Consider the following 16,506-nt stretch of genomic DNA (forward strand, 5'->3'; position numbering starts at 1 on the left):
CGCGCGGGGTGCCTTTGAAATTGAGCGCGTGCCGCGCAAGGCTTTTGTCTCGCGGTTTTGCGTGAAGAACGCAAAACCGCTCGGGGTTGCCTCCGGCGGGGATATTTGGGGACAGAAAATGGGGGAAGGCTGCCCCCTTGAACGGGGGCAGGTCTATCGGGTCAGGACCGGCCGCGACGTCCGCCGCGACGACCGGCGGCAGCTTGGCTTGCGGCGGCGGAGGCTTCGGCGAAGGTCATGCCGCCTTCGACCGCTTCCAGGACCTTGGCGAAGCGGATCCATTCGCCACCGTTCGCGTCATGGTTCATCAGGAAGTTGGCGGCGCGGATCGCTTCCATCTCTTGCTGGCGGACGGGGTTCATGATCGCGCTGGTCATGCCGGCGCCAATGGCCATCGGCAGGAAGGCTGCGTTGATGCCGTGGCGGTGCGGCAGGCCAAAGGAGATGTTCGAGGCGCCGCAGGTGGTGTTCACGCCAAGCTCTTCGCGCAGGCGGCGGACGAGGGCGAAGACCTGCTGGCCCGCCGATCCCATCGCACCGACCGGCATCACCAGCGGGTCGACGACGATGTCATGCGCCGGGATGCCGAAATCGGCGGCGCGTTCGACGATCTTTTTCGCGACGGCAAAACGGACATCAGGGTCTTCGGAAATGCCGGTGTCGTCGTTCGAGATCGCCACGACCGGCACGTTGTACTTTTTCACCAGCGGCAGGACGAGTTCAAGGCGGTGCTCTTCGCCGGTCACGGAGTTCAGGAGCGGGCGGCCTTCGCAGGCCATCAGGCCGGATTCCAGGGCGCCGGGGACCGACGAGTCGATGCAGAGCGGCACGTCGACGGTCTGCTGGATGATTTCGATCAGCGCCTTCATCAAGGGCGGCTCGACAAAGTTGTTGTCGGCGTAGCGCGGGTCGGTGGCCATCTTGTTGGTGAAGACCGCGCCCGAGTTCACGTCAAGGACCGTTGCGCCGCAGGCGACCTGTTCCAGCGCGTCCTTGATGACCGTCTCGAAATTGCCGGCTTCCAGTTCCGCCGCCAGCTTCTTACGGCCGGTGGGGTTGATGCGTTCGCCGATCACGCAGAAGGGCTCGTCAAAGCCGATGATGACGGTTTTCGTTTTGGATTCTATGACGGTACGGGTCATTCTTTATACTTTCCTTTAAGCGGTGGCAGAGGCCGGAACGCCCGAGGCGCCGCCGTTTTCGGTGACCCACTGGGCATTGGTCTTGATGCCGCCGAGGGGGAAGAAATGGACCTGTTCGATGCCGAAGCCCGGGTTCGCGGCCTTGTGGGCGGCGAGGCCTTCCAGGATCTCGGTCGGCTCGTAGGGCAGGAGGAGCTTGGTCACGTCCATCGCGCGCTTTTGCAGCACGCGGAGCGAGGGGCCGACACCGCAGGCGATGGCGAACTTGATCAGCGTTTGCAGCTTGGCCGGGCCGGCGATGCCGATGTGGACGGGAAGCTTGACGCCTTCGGCGGCGAGGCGGTTGACCCAGTCGATCACCGGCTTCGCCTCGAAGCAGAACTGGGTGGCCATGGCCATCTGCGCGTCGGTGCGCTCAGTGAAGGCGGATTTCCAGCGGGCGGCTTCCATGACCATGCGGTCGGACCCATCGGGGTCGATGTCCTTGTTGCCCTCGGGGTGGCCTGCGACGTGCAGGCGCTTGAAGCCGGTAAAGGCACCAGATTCAAGGAGTTGCATCGAGGTGCTGAAGTCGCCCACGGGCTGCGCGACACCACCGGCGAGGAGCAGGCCCTGCTGGACGCCCACGTCCTTGTAGCGCGCGATCCAGTCCTGCAGCGTGGCCCGGTCCTTGATGATCCGCGCCGGAAAGTGCGGCATCACGTCAAAGCCTTCGTCCCCGATGCGCTTGGCGGTCGCGACCATGTCCTCGATCGGGGTGCCGTCGATATGGGCGATGTAGACGCGGGTGCCGGTGGGAAGGATGTCGCGGAAGCTGTCCACCTTTTCGGCGGTGCGGGGCATGACCTCGATCGAGTAGCCCTTGAGGAAGGTCTCCAGCGACCCGGTGGTGGGGGCGGCCTCTTCCTTGCGGCGGAAATTGAACAGGGCCATCACGGTCTCCTTGAGGGTGGAAGGCGGGGGGAGGGTCATGAGGTCAGGCCTTGGCCCAGCCTTCGGCGTCGATCAGCGTTTTCAGGCGGGCGGTGTCGAACTCGGCCTCAAGCTTTGCGGCATAGTCTGCGGCGATGGTGTCCGGCTCGCCGTCGAGGTCGGCGACGACGACCTTGCGCCATTCGGCAAGATAGGCGTCCGCGTCCTTGGCGCCGATCTTCATGGCGCAGCGGTCGATGGCCTGTTCGAAACGCTCGGTCAGTTGCACCTTGGAGCCGCGCCGGCCCTTGCCGACGATGACCTGTGCCGGAATGTCGCGCCAGTAGACGACGGTGATCTCGGCCATTGCGGTGATTCCCTTTGACTGGTTGCCCCAACAGATAGTCGTGCGATCCCGACAGGCAGTGTCGGATTTCGACATGGCGAGCGATGGATGCGACCCGCCGCCCTGCCGCGATCGCTTAGCACGGTCGGGGCCGGCAGGCGATGGGAGGGCGTGCGAAGAATGTTCATGCAGATCATGCGCGGCGTCGAACGTGCCGACGCCCGGGCATCCTGCGCTTGCGCGGGGGGGCGAAGGCGACTAGTTTTGGCGATAACCACAGATGGAGGGCGGATATGACGCCCGAGCGTCCCCAAAGGGCGGACGCGACTGACGCGCCGGTCGAGACGCCCAGGGATGCTGCGGCAACCGTCTCCCGCGCAGATGACCCGTCGGCCCTTTCCGACCCAGGGTCGGCCCCGCTTTATGCGGCGCTTGACCTTGGGACCAACAGTTGCCGGATGCTGATTGCCCAGCCCAAGGGCAGTCAGTTCGTGATCGTCGACAGCTTTTCCAAGACCGTCCAGCTGGGCGTCGGTCTGGAGGCGACGGGTCGGCTGTCGCGCTCGTCAATGGGGCGAACGATCCAGGCGTTGCGGATTTGCGAAAAGAAGCTGGAGAAGAACGGCGTGCGCCGGATGCGGCTGGTGGCGACCGAGGCCTGCCGTCGGGCCCGCAACGCGCGCGATTTCCTGCGCCAGGTGCGGCGCGAGACCGGGCTGGCGCTGGAGATCATCACTCCGGAGGAAGAGGCGCGGCTGGCGGTGATCTCTTGCGCGCCTTTGGTCAATGCCTCGACCGAGCAGCTTCTGGTGGTGGATATCGGCGGCGGATCGACCGAGTTGGTGTGGATCGACCTTTCTGCCGTGGCCCCAGCGGATCGGGCCCGGGCGATCATGCGGCTGCACATGGGCTTTGACGCGCAGGGTGAGGGCGCGGTGGCGCGGGTGGTGGACTGGATCAGCGTTCCCCTGGGGGTGGCGACGCTGAAGGACCAGTTCATCGACGTGGACGACGACGCGGCGCGGTTTGCGCTGATGAGTTGGTTCTTCGAGGAGAACCTGGCCAGTTTCAGCCCCTATAACGCGCAGAACCCGCGCGAAGGGTTTCAGATCATCGGCACCTCGGGCACGGTGACGACGGTGGCTGCGTCCTTCCTGAACCTGAAACGCTATGACCGGACCAAGGTCGACGGGTTGCAGATGACCAGCGACCAGATCGACCTGGTGATCCGGGAATATCTGGCGCTTGGGCCCGAGGGGCGGCGGACCGACCCCCGGATCGGTCGCGACCGCCATTCGCTGATCATGTCGGGCGCGGCGATCCTGCAGGCTCTGATGCGGATCTGGCCCACGGACCGCTTGTCGGTGGCCGACCGGGGGCTTAGGGAGGGGCTTCTTTATGCGCAGATGAGCGCGGATGGCGTGCTGGAAGACGGGCCCTACACATGAACGACAAGCCGAATTCGGGCAAGAACACCTCAGGCCGGGGCCAGCGCGAACTGCGGGTGCGGGTGAAAACTGCCAAGGGACGCAAGCTGTCCTCGACGCTGTGGCTGGAGCGGCAGTTGAACGACCCTTATGTGCAGCAGGCCAAGCGCGAGGGCTATCGCGGCCGGGCGGCCTACAAGATCCTGGAATTGGACGACCGCTATGGCTTTCTGAAACCGGGGGCGCGGGTCGTGGACCTGGGCTGCGCGCCGGGCGGCTGGTGCCAGGTGGCGGTGGCGCGGGTCAATGCGCTGGGGCAGAACCCGAAAAAGCCGCAGGGCACGGTGCTGGGCGTGGACCTGCAAGAGGTGGAGGCGATCGCGGGGGCCGAGATTCATCAACTGGATTTCCTTGCCGACGACGCGGACGAAAAGGTGAAGGGCTGGCTTGGTGGCCGGGCCGATGTGGTCATGTCGGACATGGCGGCGGCTGCAAGCGGGCACAAGGCGACCGATCACTTGCGGATCGTGGCGCTGGTCGAGGCGGCGCTGGCCTTCGCCTTCGACGTGCTGGAGGACGGCGGCACCTTTGTGGCCAAGGTGCTGGCCGGCGGGGCCGAGAACGAGATGCAGACCATGCTGAAGCGCAACTTCCGCAAGGTGGCGAATGTTAAGCCGCCCGCCAGCCGGTCGGACAGTTCCGAAAAGTTCGTCGTGGCGATGGGCTTCCGCGGGCGCGAGGTCGCGGGCGGGGTTGGGTCCGACGCGCCGGAGTGACGCCATGCTTGTGTGACGCTAGCGAGGCGTGACGAAGTCATCGACGAGCGGTGGTTGTGCCTCCTCGTGCGACTTCGTCTTCTCGTCGGGGGGCGATCCGTCCAAAGATGGGGAAAATTCTAATGAAAAAGGCGCCCGAAGGCGCCCTGTTTTCACGAAGTGCCGGGGTCAGCCGCCCCAGGTGCGGACCGGGCCGCAATCCATGTGCACGAAGTTCGACCGCGAGTATTTGCCGACACCACCCGAGGCGCAGGCCGCGGCCGCCTTGGCCATCTGCCCGACCGAGCGCGACTTGAGCCGCAGGTCGGCCGCCTGACCCTTCATGTGTAGCGAGTTGCGGGCAACACCGCTGGACTTCGAGCGCAGCATCGCGTTGGTCTTGGGGCTGCGGTAGCCCGAGAGCAGCATGTAGGGTTCGCTGACATCCATCAGCCGGTGCGAAGCCGCCATGATGTCGATGGCGCGCAGATCGATCTTCGTCGTGTCATCCGTGCGCCAATCGCGCATGAAGTGGTTGATTTCCTTGACAACCTCGGGGATGTACTCACCCTCGATCCAGTAGATCGTGTCCATGCTTTCGCCGGTTCGACCCGAGTACATGCGGATGCGGCGGATGTCGCCTGCGCCCTTGAGCAGCCCGAAGGCCTGGGTATAGGTCGGTGCCGCGACCAGGGCGGTTGCCGCGAAGGCACCAAGAAGGCCGCGCCGCGAAACGCCGATAAGCTTGCTGTCCGTCATTCTAACGCCTGTCCCCGTAGCTGTCTTCGACTGCCTTAGCGCAGCTCTCGTGCAACTTCTTCCCCAAGTGCAGCGATGTTATTGCACAAGTCGAATCGAAGCCCAAGCACCGTTTGCCCGCCGGTTCCGACCATCACCTTGAATCGGCAAATTTTTGCTGAACGCGGGCGAAACCCGCCAACTGTGGTTCCGGTGCATCGAATTCGACCGGACTGTCGCGAAATGCACAACAATGCTTGGGGCAAAGGCCTTAGCGACGGGTTTGTGAATGGACAGGGGCGCGGCTTTCACGATTAGATGAGGCAAACGCCAAGTGATTGAGAACGGGGGCTGAATGTCTGTCTGTGCTGTGCCGGGAAGCCGCGTCCGGTCCGCCCTGCTGTCGCTTTCGCTGCTTGCCGCGCTGGTTCCAGGCGCCGTGGCAGCCCAGCCCCAGGCCTTTACCCAGTCCCTTGCCGCCAGCGCCTCGGGCGAGCCGGCGATTGCCGATTGGTACCGGGGGACGGGATTCCGGACACTCTGGACCGGCCCGGCGGATGCGGAACGGCGCGCGGCTTTGCTCGCGGCGTTGGCGGCGGCGGACCTGCATGGTCTGCCCCGGGCGCGCTATGACGCGGCGGCGCTGACGGCGGCGCTGGCCGCGGCCGAAACCGAGGCGGACCGCGGCCGGATCGAGGTCGAGCTGACGCGCGCCTATCTGGCCTGGGCCGGCGACCTGACGGCGGGCGCGTTGACCGCGACCAAGGTGGACGGCGGCATCCTGCGCGATGTCCCGCGCCCCGAGCCGCAGATTCTGTTGCAGCGGATCGCCGGGGGTGACCCGCAGGCGGTGCTGGCGGGCCTTTTGCCGACCTCTCCGATCTATGTGCAGCTGATGAAGGCGAAGCTGGACCTGGAGGCCGTGATCGCCGCCGGTGGCTGGGGCGAGGCCCTGGCGATGGTGCCCCTGGAACCTGGTGCGACGGGGCCCGAGGTCGTGGCGCTGCGCGACCGGCTGGTGCGGATGGGCTATCTTTCCGCCACCGCCTCGGCCGCATATGACGGGGCGTTGCAGGCTGGGGTGCAGCGGTTCCAGCTGAACCACGGGCTGGTCGCCGATGGCGTCCTGGGCGAGGGCACGATCGAAGAGCTGAACCGCGCCCCGGAAGAGCGGCTGCAGTCGGTGATCGTCGCGCTGGAGCGGGAACGCTGGATGCACATCGACCGCAGCGTGCGGCACATCTGGGTGAACCTGCCGGACTTCAAGGCCAAGATCCTGGACGAGGGCCGGACGATCTTTGAAACCCGGGTGGTGATCGGCAAGAACGTCCCCGACCAGCGCAGCCCGGAATTCTCGGACGAGATGGAGCATATGGTGATCAACCCCTCATGGGGGGTGCCGCGGTCGATCATCGTCAAGGAATACCTGCCGCTTTTGCAGAAGAACCCCAATGCGGTGGGCCATTTGCAGGTGCTGGACCGGCGCGGGCGCGTGGTGCCGCGGGGGTCGGTCAACTTTGCCGCCTACAACGCGCGGAACTTCCCTTACGGGTTGCGGCAGCCGCCCTCGGACGCGAATGCGCTGGGGAAGGTGAAGTTCATGTTCCCGAACCCGCACAACATCTACCTGCATGATACGCCGTCGAAATCCCTGTTCGACCATGACGTGCGCGCCTATAGCCACGGCTGCATCCGGGTGGCCGATCCCTTCGACCTGGCGCATGAGCTGCTGTCCTGGCAGGTCGACGATGCCGAAGGCGAGTTCGAGACGGCACTGGACACGGGCAAGGAAACCACGGTGAAGCTGAAGCAGCATCTTCCGGTGCATCTGGTCTATTTCACCGCCTATCCCGACGCGCGCGGGCGCATCAGCTATCGCCGCGACGTCTATGGCCGCGATGCTGCCCTGTTCGAGGCGCTGTCGGCGGCCGGGGTGGAACTGCCGGGCGTTCAGGGGTAAGTCTGGGCGGGAAAAGCCGACCGGAGGTCACATGCCCCACACGATCCGCGAGATTGCCCTTGCGCTGGGGGCCGAAGCCGAGGGCGACCTGGACCTGGGCGTCACCGGCGCGGCCGAGCCGCAGGCGGCGGGGCCGGACCAACTCGCGCTGGCGATGGACCCGCGCTATGCCGACGGGATCGCCAAGGGGCAGGCCCGGGCGGCGGTGGTCTGGCCGGGGGCCGACTGGCGCGCGATGGGACTGAAGGCGGCGATTTTCGCGCCACGGGGCCGGCTGGCGATGGCGGGGCTGACGCGGCTGCTTGATCCGGGGCCGGATCTTGCGCCGGGAGTGCATCCTTTGGCGGTGGTCGACCCCTCGGCCAGCCTGGGCGAGGGCGCGGCGGTGGGTCCCTTCGTGGTGATCGGCCGCGATGTGCGGATCGGGCCGGGCGCACGGATCGCAAGCCATGTGTCCATCGCGGAAGGCGCGCGGATCGGGGCCGAGGCGTTGATCCTGCAAGGCGCGCGGATCGGGGCGCGGGTCACCATCGGCGACCGCTTCATCTGCCAGCCGGGCGCGGTGATAGGCGCGGATGGGTTTTCCTTTGTCACCCCGGAAAAGTCGGGGGTCGAGGAGATCCGCGAGACCTTGGGCAGCCGCGCGGAAATCAAGGACCAGACCTGGACGCGGATCCATTCACTTGGCGCCGTAACCATCGGGGATGATGTGGAAATCGGCGCGAATGTCTGCATTGATCGGGGCACGATCCGGGATACCGTGATCGGGTCGGGGACCAAGCTGGATAACCTGGTCCATATTGGCCACAACGTGCAAGTCGGGCGCGATTGTCTGCTGTGCGGCCAGGTCGGCATCGCAGGCAGCGCGCGGATCGGCGACCGGGTGGTGCTGGCGGGGCAATGCGGGGTCAATGACAACATCTTTGTCGGCGATGACGTGATCGCGGGCGGGGCCACAAAGATCTTTACCAACGCCCCGGCCGGTCGCGTCCTGCTGGGCTATCCGGCGGTGAAGATGGAGACGCATGTCGAGATCCAGAAGGCGCTGCGCCGCCTGCCGCGACTGGCGGGCCGGGTTGCCGCGCTGGAAAAAGGACCGGAGCCGGAGGCGGACTGAGTGACGGACCGGGCAGAGATCGAAGCAGCGGTGATCGAGATTCTGGCGCGGCAACTGCTGTTGCCGCCGGGTGAGGTCGCGCCGGAGGCACGGGTCGAGGATCTGGGGCTGGACAGCCTTGGCAAGGTCGAGGCGATATTTGCGCTGGAGGAACGCTTTGACATCAGCGTGCCCTTCAACGCCAACGAACCCGACCAGCCGGATTTCGATTTCTCTAGCGTGCCCAGCATAGTTGCCGGGGTCGAACGGTTGATCGCCGCGACATGAGGCGGGTTGTCATCACCGGCATCGGCACGGTGAATGCCCTGGCGCTGGACGTGCCGGGAACCTTTGCCGCCTTTCGGGACGGTCGGACGGCCATCGGCCCACTGGGGTTCCGCGATGCGGAGCGGCTGACGATCCGGGTCGGCGCGGAAATCCGGGATTGGGACGAGGGGCGGTTTACCCCTTCGGAGCAGGCCCTGTACGACCGGGTCACGCAATACGCGCTGGTCGCGGGGGCCGAGGCCCTGGCGATGGCGGGGCTGGTCGGCCCGCTTGGACCTAGGGCCGGGGTGATCCTGGGCACGGCGGCTGGCGGCATCCGCACCTGGGAGGACAGCTATCGCGCGGTGTTCGCCGAGGGGAAGAACCGCGTGCCGCCCCTGGTGGTGCCGCGGTTGATGCACAATGCCGCCGCCTCGCATCTGTCGATCCGGCATGGGGCGGGGGGGCCGGTCCTGTCGGTCTCCTCCGCCTGCGCCAGTGCGAACCATGCGCTGGGGCTGGCCTTGCAGCAGATCCGGGCGGGGGCGGCCGATGTGATGCTCGCGGGCGGGTCCGAGGCGATGCTGTGTTTCGGCGGCGTGAAGGCCTGGGAGGGGCTGCGCGTGCTGTCGCCCGACATGTGCCGGCCGTTTTCGCTGGGCCGCAAGGGCATGGTGATCGGCGACGGGGCCGGTGTCCTGGTGCTGGAGGCCGAGGACCATGCCCGCGCGCGCGGGGCGCCGGTGCTGGCGGAACTGGCGGGGTTCGGGATGACAGCCGATGCGGGCGACATCGTCGCGCCCGACCCCGAAGGTGCCGCGCGGGCGATGCGGGCGGCGCTGGCGGATGCGGGGCTGGGGCCGCAGGAGGTGGGCTATGTCAACGCGCATGGCACCGGGACGCTGCTGAACGACCGCAGCGAGACGCGGGCGCTCCGGGCGGTCTTTGGCGAGGCACCGCCGCCGGTCAGTTCCACCAAGGCGATGCATGGTCACGCCATTGGCGCGACGGGCGCGCTGGAGGCGATTGCCTGCGTCATGGCGCTGCGCGAGGGGCTTTTGCCGCCGACGGTCGGGTTTCAGGCCCCGGACCCGGATTGCGCGCTGGATGTGGTGGCCAATGTTGCGCGGCCGGCGCGGGTTGAAGCGGCGCTGTCGAATGCCTTTGCCTTTGGCGGGCTGAACGCGGTGCTGGCGCTGCGGCGGGCCTGAAACGGAAAGGGCCGGCCCCTTTCGGAGCCGGCCCCTGCTGCCCATAGGGCAGAGTTATTCGTTCGCCGGCGCTGCGCCTTCGGCCGGAGCCGCAGCCGCCGCAGCGGCATCTGCCGCGTCATTGGCCGCGTTCACCGCATCAAGACCGGCGGTGAAGCCCTTGAGCGACATGGTAAGTTTCACCGTCTCGTCCGGGGCGACGAAGGGGACGATGGTCAGCGTCGCATTGGCGCCGTTCTTCAGCTGGGCCACTTCCTCAGCAGTAAAGCCAAGCCGGGAGACGCAGCCGATCTGGGTGCAGAAGGTGAAGGGATAGGCCTTTGGCGCGGCGGTGTCGATCTGCAGCTGCATCCCGGCGGTCAGCAGGGTTTCCAGCGGCGCGATGAAGGTGGCACCGGCAGCGGCGGGGCTGTTGGCGCTTTCGGGCAGGCCGAAGATGGTGAATTCGGCCACCGAATTGCCGGCCTCGTCCTTCAGAAGCTGGTAAAGCTGGCAGGGATCGGCCCCGGTTTCGGTGCGGACGCAGCGCTGCTCCCAGGCATCGAACGTGGCGGCCGTGTAGTTGCTGCCCACGCCGTCGCCGCCAACCTCGGTCCCCATGGAGAGGCCGCCCGCATCGGCCGTCGGTTCCGCCGCCGTCTCTGCGGCTGGAGCCTCACCCTCGGCCGGGGCTTCGGCGTCCTGCGCCAGCAGCGGGGTGGACATCAGCGCCAGGATGAGGGTCAGCGCGGTGGTTGTGGTCTTTGCCATTCGAGACAATTCCTTCGGTCGATATGCTGGCCGGTCTCTAGCACGCCGACCGGGCCAAGTCAGGTGCGAAAAGCATGATGGGCACCCTTATGCCGGGCGCCGCGACCAATGAAAAAGGGCCGGAAGGACCGGCCCTTTTCGGATGTCGTTTTTTGCTCCCTGTCGGACTGGCCGACTTCATGGAACCGGACGCTACGGCGGATTCGTGATGCGGTCAACGGGATTCTGGTGGCGGGGCGCAGGTTGCAGGGCGCAAAAAAAGCCGCGCCTTTTCAAGGGCGCGGCCAGTTCAACAGGGAGGAAGTCACCATCGGACCGAACCCAAGTCACGACCCGATGCGATCAGTCTGGCACCGGTGGGTTAATTTTGTATGTTGGTTCCGAGTGGCGGCCTGACCGCCCAGGTTGAGTTACGGGGGCGGATGTGACGGATCAGGCAGACAGCATCTTCGTGGGCGGCGGTGGCGAGGGTTATGGGACCCCCCAGCGCCTGCTGCTGAAATACGGCAACCGCCACGGGCTGATTGCCGGGGCGACGGGCACCGGCAAGACGGTGACGCTGCAGATCCTGGCCGAAGGCTTTTCGGCCGCAGGGGTTCCAGTCTTTCTGTCGGACGTGAAGGGCGACCTGTCGGGGATCGCGGCCACTGGCCTGGCCAGCCACAAGCTGCACGAGCCGTTTACCAAACGCGCGGCCCAGATCGGGCTGGACCTGCAGTATCGGGCTTTCCCGGTCATTTTCTGGGACCTCTTTGGCGAGAAGGGCCACCCGGTCCGCGCCACGGTCGAGGAGATGGGGCCGCTGCTGTTGTCGCGCCTGCTGGAGTTGAGCGAGCCGCAGGAGGGCGTGCTGAACGTGGCCTTCCGGCTGTCCGACGAAGAAGGGCTGGCGCTGTTGGACCTGAAGGACCTGCAGGCGTTGCTGACCTTTGTCGCCGAGAACGCCGAAGAGATCTCGGGTCGCTATGGGCTGGTCTCGAAGGAATCGGTGGGCGCGATCCAGCGGCGGCTTCTGGTGCTGGAGAACCAGGGCGCGGCGGCGCTGTTCGGCGAGCCGGCGCTTGACCTGGCCGACCTGATGACGGTGACGCCGGAAGGGCTGGGGCGGATCAGCATCCTTGCGGCGGACAAGCTGATGAACTCGCCCCGGCTTTACGCGACTTTCCTGTTGTGGCTTTTGTCGGAACTGTTCGAGGCGCTGCCCGAGGTGGGCGACCCGGACAAGCCGAAGCTGGTGTTCTTCTTTGACGAGGCGCATCTGCTGTTCGACGACGCCCCCAAGGCGCTGATTTCCAAGGTGGAACAGGTGGCGCGGCTGATCCGGTCAAAGGGGGTGGGGGTCTATTTCATCACCCAGAACCCGGCCGACGTGCCCGACACGATCCTGGGCCAGTTGGGCAACCGGGTGCAGCACGCGCTGCGGGCCTTTACCGCCAAGGACCAGAAGGACCTGGCCAAGGCAGCCGAGACCTACCGGCCGAACCCGCGCTTTGCCATCGACGAGGCGATCCGCGATGTCGGCACCGGCGAGGCGGTGACCTCGCTGCTGGAGGCCAAGGGGATACCCGGCGTGGCCGAACGCACTCTGGTGCGGCCGCCGTCCAGCCAGCTTGGCCCGATTGACGAGGCGGGCCGGGCGGCGGTGATGGCATCGTCGCCCGTGCAGGGGAAATACGACCAGGTCCTGGACCGGGAAAGCGCCTGGGAAAAGCTGCGCGCCAGGGCCGAGGCTGCCGCGCGCGAGGCCGAGGCCGAAGAGCAGGCGGCCAAGGACAAGCGCGAGTTCGAGCGGGCCCGGCGCTATGACGGCAAGGGCTACGCCGAGGAAAAGCCCAAGCGCAGCTCGGGCAGCCGGTCGGATTCGGTCGGGACGGCCTTTGCCAAAAGCTTTGCCCGCCAGTTGGGCACGCGGTCGGGGCAAGCCCTGGTCCGCGGCATCCTGGGGTCGATCTTCGGCAAGAGGTAACGCGATCTTAACCGCTGCAGATCAGGATCGACGCCATGTCGATGATGCAGCCCGTCACCTCGCAGCAGTTCCTGACCGAGCTTTTCAGCTCGCAAGCTGCCGCGACCGGGGCGGTGATCCGCCGCAATGCCCGGGACGTGGACCGCTTCGTCGGACGTGAGGCGTTTCTTGCCGAAATGCGCCGGCGCGGGTTCACGGTGGTGGAAAACGCCGGGCAACTGGTGGTGTTCTGCAACCGCGAACCGATCCGCCGGCTGACCTGACGCCGATTTCCGACCGGAAATCGGGCCGGAAACCGTTCGGTTTCCGGTTCCGCCCGGTGACAGCGCGCGCGAAATCGGATCATCCTCGGCCGGACGATTCCCGGGAGGATGGAATGAAACGCTCACGTATCAACGACATCATGCGCGCGGCGGATGATCTGATTCGCCACCACGGCTTTGTGCTGCCGCCCTTTGCCTATTGGTCGCCGGATGAGTTCAAGGCGCGCACCGATGCCGGGGCCATCGTCGAGACGCGGATGGGGTGGGACATCACCGATTACGGCCAGGGCCGGTTCGACGAGATGGGGCTGTTCCTGTTCACCCTGCGCAATGGGCGGCTGGCCGACCTGCAGCGCGGCGGCGGCATGTGCTATGCCGAAAAGCTGCTGATCAGCCGGCAGGACCAGCTAAGCCCGATGCACACCCATGTCATCAAGGCCGAGGACATCATCAACCGCGGCGGCGCGACCCTGGTGGTGGAGCTTTATGGCAGCGACGACCAAGGCAAATTCGCCAGTGACAAGGGCGGCGTGGTGCGCTGCGACGGGATCGAACGGGCCTACAAGCCGGGCGAGAAGCTGCGCTTTGCGCCGGGGGAAAGCGTGACGCTGATGCCGGGCGACTGGCATGCCTTCTGGGGCGAGGGCGGCGACGTACTGATCGGTGAGGTTTCGACCGTGAACGACGACCTGACCGACAACATCTTCCGCGAGCCGATCGGGCGCTTTGCCGAGATCGAGGAGGACGAGGCCCCCTGGCATCTGTTGGTCAGTGATTACGACCGCTGGCTGGTCTGACGCCAAAGCCGGAATTGAAAAGGGGCGCCGCGGGGCGCCCCTTTGTCATTTCGGCAGGCTGCCTCAGTTCTCGGGCGGGCAGGCGCCGTTGACAAGTGCGGTCTTGCAGACCGGGGCGGTCGTGGCCGGTGCAGCCGGCGCAGGGCTTGCCGGGGCAATTGCCGGCGCGACCGCGGGCGCGGCAGCCGGGACAGCCGGGGCCGCGGTGATCGTCGGCGGCGGCAGGACCTTCAGCGCCGGCACGGCACCGGCTGGCACGACAACCTCGGCCTTGGGCTTGGCGGTGGCCTTCGGCGCGGGCGGTTTCGGGATATACAGGCCCTTCGGCATCTCGCCCGAGGCGGTCAGCACGATCACCTTTTCGCCACCCGTGAGGCGACCGTAAAGGTCCATCACGTCCTGGTTGATCATGCGGATGCAGCCCGACGAGGCATTGCGGCCGATCGATTTCCACTCCGGCGTGCCGTGGATGCGGTAGCCGTAGTCCTTGCCGCCCGAGGTCAGGTAGATCGCGCGCGCGCCCAGAGGGTTGGTCGGGCCGCCCGGCTGGCCCTTGGCCCATTTCGCCAGCTTCGGATCGCGGGCGATCATCTCTTGCGGGGGGGTCCAGGTCGGCCAGGGCTTCTTGTCGGCGACGATCGCCTCGCCCGACCATTCGAACCCGGCGCGGCCAACGGAAATGCCGTAGCGGATCGCCTTGTTCTTGCCGACGACGTAATACAGCAGGCGGGTCTTGGGGTTGATGATGATCGTGCCGACGGGCTGGTCGGTCTCGTACGCGACGACCTGGCGGCGGTGGGTTTCGGGGATTTCGTCGACGGGCAGGGCGGGAATTTCGATCCCGGCATCCATCTTGGCGACGTAGACATTCTCGTCCGTCTTGGGCAGGGGTTGGCTGGTCGAGGTGCTGAGCGTCGGGTCGACGCATGCCGCCAAAGCGGCAAGGGCGACCAGGGCAGAGGTCTTGCGGACCAGGGCGGGTACGGTAAGGCGCATTCGGAAAACTCGCTTTCGTGCAGCCCGCTGGCCGACAAGCCCCGGGAAAACTTTCCGTGACGGTAGCTTAGCGCCGCCTCTGCGTCAAACCGTGGCAGGGGCGGCGAGTGATCACGGGCGCGTGAAAACCTTGCGAATCCCAAGCATGCGTTGCCGATTCAGCACGGGTTCCCGCCACAAATGCCCTTGGCCCTAGCCGGCGGCGACGGCATCGACCTCGACCAGAAGGCTGGGCGAGGCCAGGCCGGCGACGATCAGCAGCGTGGCGGCGGGGGGTGCGGCATCGCCCACCCAGGCATCGCGGCAGGTGCGGTAAGTCGCCACCGCCTCGGGCGTGTTCGGCACCAGGTAGACGGTGATCTTCATCAGGTTCTCGCGCCCCATCCCGGCCGCTGCCAGCGCGCGGTCGACATTCGCAAGCGCGGTGTCCAGCTGCGCCGCCAGCCCCTCGGCCAGGGTGCCGTCGGGGTGGATGCCGATCTGGCCCGAGATTTCCAACCGCTGTGTCGCGCCTTCGGCCAGGGCGAGTTGGCTGTAGCGCGAGGCGGGTTTCGGCATCGTGTCGGGGGTCCAGCGCCGGAGCATCAGGTCACCGCCGCGCGTTGCTTGAACTCGGGCTTGTCCCAGGTGCCATAGTCCATGATCCGGGCCAGCACGCTTACGGCGCGGGCGACGTCGTCCTCGTCGATGTAAAGCGGCGTGAAACCGAAGCGCAGGATGTCGGGCGCGCGGAAGTCGCCGATCACGCCCTCGGCGATCAGGGCCTGCATGATGGCATAGCCCTCGGGGTGGCGGAAGCTGACCTGCGACCCGCGCATCTGGTGCGAGCGAGGGGTGGCCAGTTGCAGCATCGGCGCGCGGCTTTCCACGCCCCTGATGAACTGGTCCTGCAGGCGCAGGGATTGGGCGTGAACCTCTGCCAGGTCGATCCCCTCCCACACCTCAAGTGCTGCCTCCAGCGCGGCCATCTGCAAGACGGGCGGGGTGCCGACGCGCATCCGCTCGATCCCCTGACCGGGGCGGTAGGAGAGGTCGAAGGCGAAGGGGGCCTCATGGCCCAGCCAGCCGGACAGGGCAGGGCGCGCGGTTGCGGCATGGCGGGGGGCGACGTAGATGAAGGCCGGGCCGCCGGGACCGGAGTTCAGGTACTTGTAGGTGCAGCCCACCGCGAAATCGGCCTTTGCGCCGGCCAGGTCCACCGGAAGCGCGCCGGCGCTGTGGGCCAGGTCCCACACGGTGATCGCCCCCATCTCATGCGCGCGGCGGGTGATGTCGGCCATGTGGTGGCGGCGGCCGGTGCGGTAGTCGACCTCGGTCAGCATGACGACGGCAACGGTATCGTCGATGGCGGCCATCGCCTCTTCGGGGGCGACGGTTTTCAGGCGGTACTGGCCGCCCAGGGTGCGGCACAGCCCTTCTGCCATGTAAAGGTCGGACGGGAAGTTGCCGGTGTCGGACAGGATCACGCGGCGCTTGGGGTTCATCTCCAGCGCCGAGGCGAGGGCCTGATAGACCTTGATCGACAGGGTGTCCCCCAGAACGACAGTCCCGGCCTCGGCCCCGATCAGGCGCGCGATGCGGTCGCCCAGGGCGCGGGGCTGCGCCATCCAGCCGGCCTTGTTCCAGCCGCGGATCAGCAGTTCGCCCCATTCCTGCGTCACCGCCCTTTCAACCCGCGCCGGCGCGGTCAGCACCATGGGCCCAAGCGAGTTGCCGTCCAGGTAGACGACGCCTTCCGGCAGGTGAAACTGGGCCTTGGTGGCGGCGAAATCGATGGGCATGGCGGTCTCCTTCCCCGGTGTTATCGGGGGTTCGGGGCGGCTTGCCAAGTGGTTGCGCCCAGGGCCGGGCTGGTGTTGGATCGGGACGGGGGGCCAAAG

17 protein-coding genes are annotated in these 16,506 nt (G+C 66.7%); 9 read left to right on the forward strand and 8 right to left on the reverse strand.

Features of this window, described 5'->3' with window-relative positions; translation table 11 throughout:
* Window positions 1-161 precede the first annotated feature (161 nt).
* The 3 genes from CXR42_RS03100 to CXR42_RS03110 are packed head-to-tail and all read right to left on the reverse strand — an operon-like array spanning window position 162 to window position 2,421.
* Window positions 162-1,142, reverse strand: a complete 981-nt coding sequence (locus tag CXR42_RS03100) for a methyltetrahydrofolate cobalamin methyltransferase (RefSeq protein ID WP_103256033.1) — start codon at window positions 1,140-1,142, stop codon at window positions 162-164.
* 15 nt (window positions 1,143-1,157) lie between these two features.
* The gene (locus CXR42_RS03105) at window positions 1,158-2,075 is read right to left on the reverse strand and encodes a methylenetetrahydrofolate reductase (protein WP_103256034.1); all 918 of its coding nucleotides are present in this window, start codon (window positions 2,073-2,075) and stop codon (window positions 1,158-1,160) included.
* 43 nt (window positions 2,076-2,118) lie between these two features.
* Complete coding sequence (locus tag CXR42_RS03110; protein ID WP_103256035.1) at window positions 2,119-2,421, reverse strand: virulence factor; 303 nt, start codon at window positions 2,419-2,421, stop codon at window positions 2,119-2,121.
* A 272-nt stretch (window positions 2,422-2,693) separates the two neighbouring features.
* On the opposite strand from CXR42_RS03110, the gene CXR42_RS03115 reads away from it, so the two are divergent.
* Together CXR42_RS03115 and CXR42_RS03120 are read left to right on the forward strand one after the other, a co-directional pair.
* A complete protein-coding gene (locus CXR42_RS03115) occupies window positions 2,694-3,848 on the forward strand; it encodes a Ppx/GppA phosphatase family protein (protein WP_103256036.1) in 1,155 nt (384 codons plus the stop codon).
* Window positions 3,845-4,603 (forward strand): RlmE family RNA methyltransferase, encoded by a 759-nt coding sequence (locus CXR42_RS03120; protein ID WP_103256037.1) that lies wholly within the window; start codon window positions 3,845-3,847, stop codon window positions 4,601-4,603. The genes CXR42_RS03115 and CXR42_RS03120 overlap by 4 nt, the downstream gene beginning before the upstream one ends.
* Before the next feature lie 168 nt (window positions 4,604-4,771).
* On the opposite strand, the gene mepK is transcribed toward CXR42_RS03120, so the two are convergent.
* The gene (gene mepK, locus CXR42_RS03125) at window positions 4,772-5,341 is read right to left on the reverse strand and encodes a peptidoglycan L,D-endopeptidase MepK (RefSeq protein WP_103256038.1); all 570 of its coding nucleotides are present in this window, start codon (window positions 5,339-5,341) and stop codon (window positions 4,772-4,774) included.
* 334 nt (window positions 5,342-5,675) lie between these two features.
* Here mepK and CXR42_RS03130 point away from each other — a divergent pair, with 334 nt between their 5' ends.
* Genes CXR42_RS03130 through CXR42_RS03145 form a run of 4 tightly spaced genes read left to right on the forward strand, consistent with a single transcriptional unit; the run spans window position 5,676 to window position 9,854 of the window.
* On the forward strand, window positions 5,676-7,280 hold the full coding sequence (locus CXR42_RS03130) for a L,D-transpeptidase family protein (protein ID WP_103256039.1): 1,605 nt from the start codon (window positions 5,676-5,678) through the stop codon (window positions 7,278-7,280).
* A 31-nt stretch (window positions 7,281-7,311) separates the two neighbouring features.
* On the forward strand, window positions 7,312-8,397 hold the full coding sequence (locus CXR42_RS03135) for a UDP-3-O-(3-hydroxymyristoyl)glucosamine N-acyltransferase (RefSeq protein ID WP_103256040.1): 1,086 nt from the start codon (window positions 7,312-7,314) through the stop codon (window positions 8,395-8,397).
* Complete coding sequence (locus tag CXR42_RS03140; RefSeq protein ID WP_245875324.1) at window positions 8,398-8,664, forward strand: acyl carrier protein; 267 nt, start codon at window positions 8,398-8,400, stop codon at window positions 8,662-8,664.
* Complete coding sequence (locus CXR42_RS03145; RefSeq protein ID WP_103256041.1) at window positions 8,661-9,854, forward strand: beta-ketoacyl-[acyl-carrier-protein] synthase family protein; 1,194 nt, start codon at window positions 8,661-8,663, stop codon at window positions 9,852-9,854. The genes CXR42_RS03140 and CXR42_RS03145 overlap by 4 nt, the downstream gene beginning before the upstream one ends.
* A 54-nt stretch (window positions 9,855-9,908) precedes the next feature.
* Here CXR42_RS03145 and CXR42_RS03150 read toward each other — a convergent pair whose 3' ends face one another.
* Window positions 9,909-10,604, reverse strand: a complete 696-nt coding sequence (locus tag CXR42_RS03150) for an invasion associated locus B family protein (protein ID WP_103256042.1) — start codon at window positions 10,602-10,604, stop codon at window positions 9,909-9,911.
* Between the two features lie 424 nt (window positions 10,605-11,028).
* On the opposite strand from CXR42_RS03150, the gene CXR42_RS03155 reads away from it, so the two are divergent.
* The 3 genes from CXR42_RS03155 (at window position 11,029) to CXR42_RS03165 (ending at window position 13,630) form a co-directional block, all read left to right on the forward strand.
* Window positions 11,029-12,570, forward strand: a complete 1,542-nt coding sequence (locus tag CXR42_RS03155) for a helicase HerA-like domain-containing protein (RefSeq protein WP_103256043.1) — start codon at window positions 11,029-11,031, stop codon at window positions 12,568-12,570.
* A 35-nt stretch (window positions 12,571-12,605) separates the two neighbouring features.
* Window positions 12,606-12,833 (forward strand): N-(5'-phosphoribosyl)anthranilate isomerase, encoded by a 228-nt coding sequence (locus CXR42_RS03160; protein ID WP_103256044.1) that lies wholly within the window; start codon window positions 12,606-12,608, stop codon window positions 12,831-12,833.
* A gap of 113 nt (window positions 12,834-12,946) precedes the next feature.
* Window positions 12,947-13,630 carry a D-lyxose/D-mannose family sugar isomerase gene (locus CXR42_RS03165; protein ID WP_103256045.1) on the forward strand — a complete coding sequence of 228 codons (684 nt, stop codon included), beginning with the start codon at window positions 12,947-12,949 and terminating at the stop codon, window positions 13,628-13,630.
* Window positions 13,631-13,693: 63 nt separating this feature from the next.
* Here the strand turns inward: CXR42_RS03165 and CXR42_RS03170 are convergent, their stop codons facing one another.
* From CXR42_RS03170 to kynU, 3 genes are all read right to left on the reverse strand, one after another.
* On the reverse strand, window positions 13,694-14,626 hold the full coding sequence (locus CXR42_RS03170) for a L,D-transpeptidase (protein WP_103256046.1): 933 nt from the start codon (window positions 14,624-14,626) through the stop codon (window positions 13,694-13,696).
* Window positions 14,627-14,818: 192 nt separating this feature from the next.
* Window positions 14,819-15,211 carry a RidA family protein gene (locus tag CXR42_RS03175; protein WP_103256047.1) on the reverse strand — a complete coding sequence of 131 codons (393 nt, stop codon included), beginning with the start codon at window positions 15,209-15,211 and terminating at the stop codon, window positions 14,819-14,821.
* The gene (gene kynU / locus CXR42_RS03180) at window positions 15,211-16,407 is read right to left on the reverse strand and encodes a kynureninase (RefSeq protein ID WP_103256048.1); all 1,197 of its coding nucleotides are present in this window, start codon (window positions 16,405-16,407) and stop codon (window positions 15,211-15,213) included. The genes CXR42_RS03175 and kynU overlap by 1 nt, the downstream gene beginning before the upstream one ends.
* Window positions 16,408-16,506 lie beyond the last annotated feature (99 nt).

Origin of the sequence: Tabrizicola aquatica (genome assembly GCF_002900975.1) — a bacterium.
Taxonomy (GTDB): Bacteria; Pseudomonadota; Alphaproteobacteria; order Rhodobacterales; family Rhodobacteraceae; genus Tabrizicola; species Tabrizicola aquatica.

Coding starts and splice junctions, on each gene's coding strand:
- CXR42_RS03150 (WP_103256042.1), bottom strand. CDS start 10,604: ATGGCAAAGACCACAACCACCGCGCTGACCCTCATCCTGGCGCTGATG.
- CXR42_RS03100 (WP_103256033.1), bottom strand. CDS start 1,142: ATGACCCGTACCGTCATAGAATCCAAAACGAAAACCGTCATCATCGGC.
- CXR42_RS03115 (WP_103256036.1), top strand. CDS start 2,694: ATGACGCCCGAGCGTCCCCAAAGGGCGGACGCGACTGACGCGCCGGTC.
- CXR42_RS03135 (WP_103256040.1), top strand. CDS start 7,312: ATGCCCCACACGATCCGCGAGATTGCCCTTGCGCTGGGGGCCGAAGCC.
- kynU (WP_103256048.1), bottom strand. CDS start 16,407: ATGCCCATCGATTTCGCCGCCACCAAGGCCCAGTTTCACCTGCCGGAA.
- CXR42_RS03160 (WP_103256044.1), top strand. CDS start 12,606: ATGTCGATGATGCAGCCCGTCACCTCGCAGCAGTTCCTGACCGAGCTT.
- CXR42_RS03165 (WP_103256045.1), top strand. CDS start 12,947: ATGAAACGCTCACGTATCAACGACATCATGCGCGCGGCGGATGATCTG.
- mepK (WP_103256038.1), bottom strand. CDS start 5,341: ATGACGGACAGCAAGCTTATCGGCGTTTCGCGGCGCGGCCTTCTTGGT.
- CXR42_RS03105 (WP_103256034.1), bottom strand. CDS start 2,075: ATGGCCCTGTTCAATTTCCGCCGCAAGGAAGAGGCCGCCCCCACCACC.
- CXR42_RS03130 (WP_103256039.1), top strand. CDS start 5,676: ATGTCTGTCTGTGCTGTGCCGGGAAGCCGCGTCCGGTCCGCCCTGCTG.
- CXR42_RS03120 (WP_103256037.1), top strand. CDS start 3,845: ATGAACGACAAGCCGAATTCGGGCAAGAACACCTCAGGCCGGGGCCAG.
- CXR42_RS03175 (WP_103256047.1), bottom strand. CDS start 15,211: ATGCTCCGGCGCTGGACCCCCGACACGATGCCGAAACCCGCCTCGCGC.
- CXR42_RS03145 (WP_103256041.1), top strand. CDS start 8,661: ATGAGGCGGGTTGTCATCACCGGCATCGGCACGGTGAATGCCCTGGCG.
- CXR42_RS03170 (WP_103256046.1), bottom strand. CDS start 14,626: ATGCGCCTTACCGTACCCGCCCTGGTCCGCAAGACCTCTGCCCTGGTC.
- CXR42_RS03110 (WP_103256035.1), bottom strand. CDS start 2,421: ATGGCCGAGATCACCGTCGTCTACTGGCGCGACATTCCGGCACAGGTC.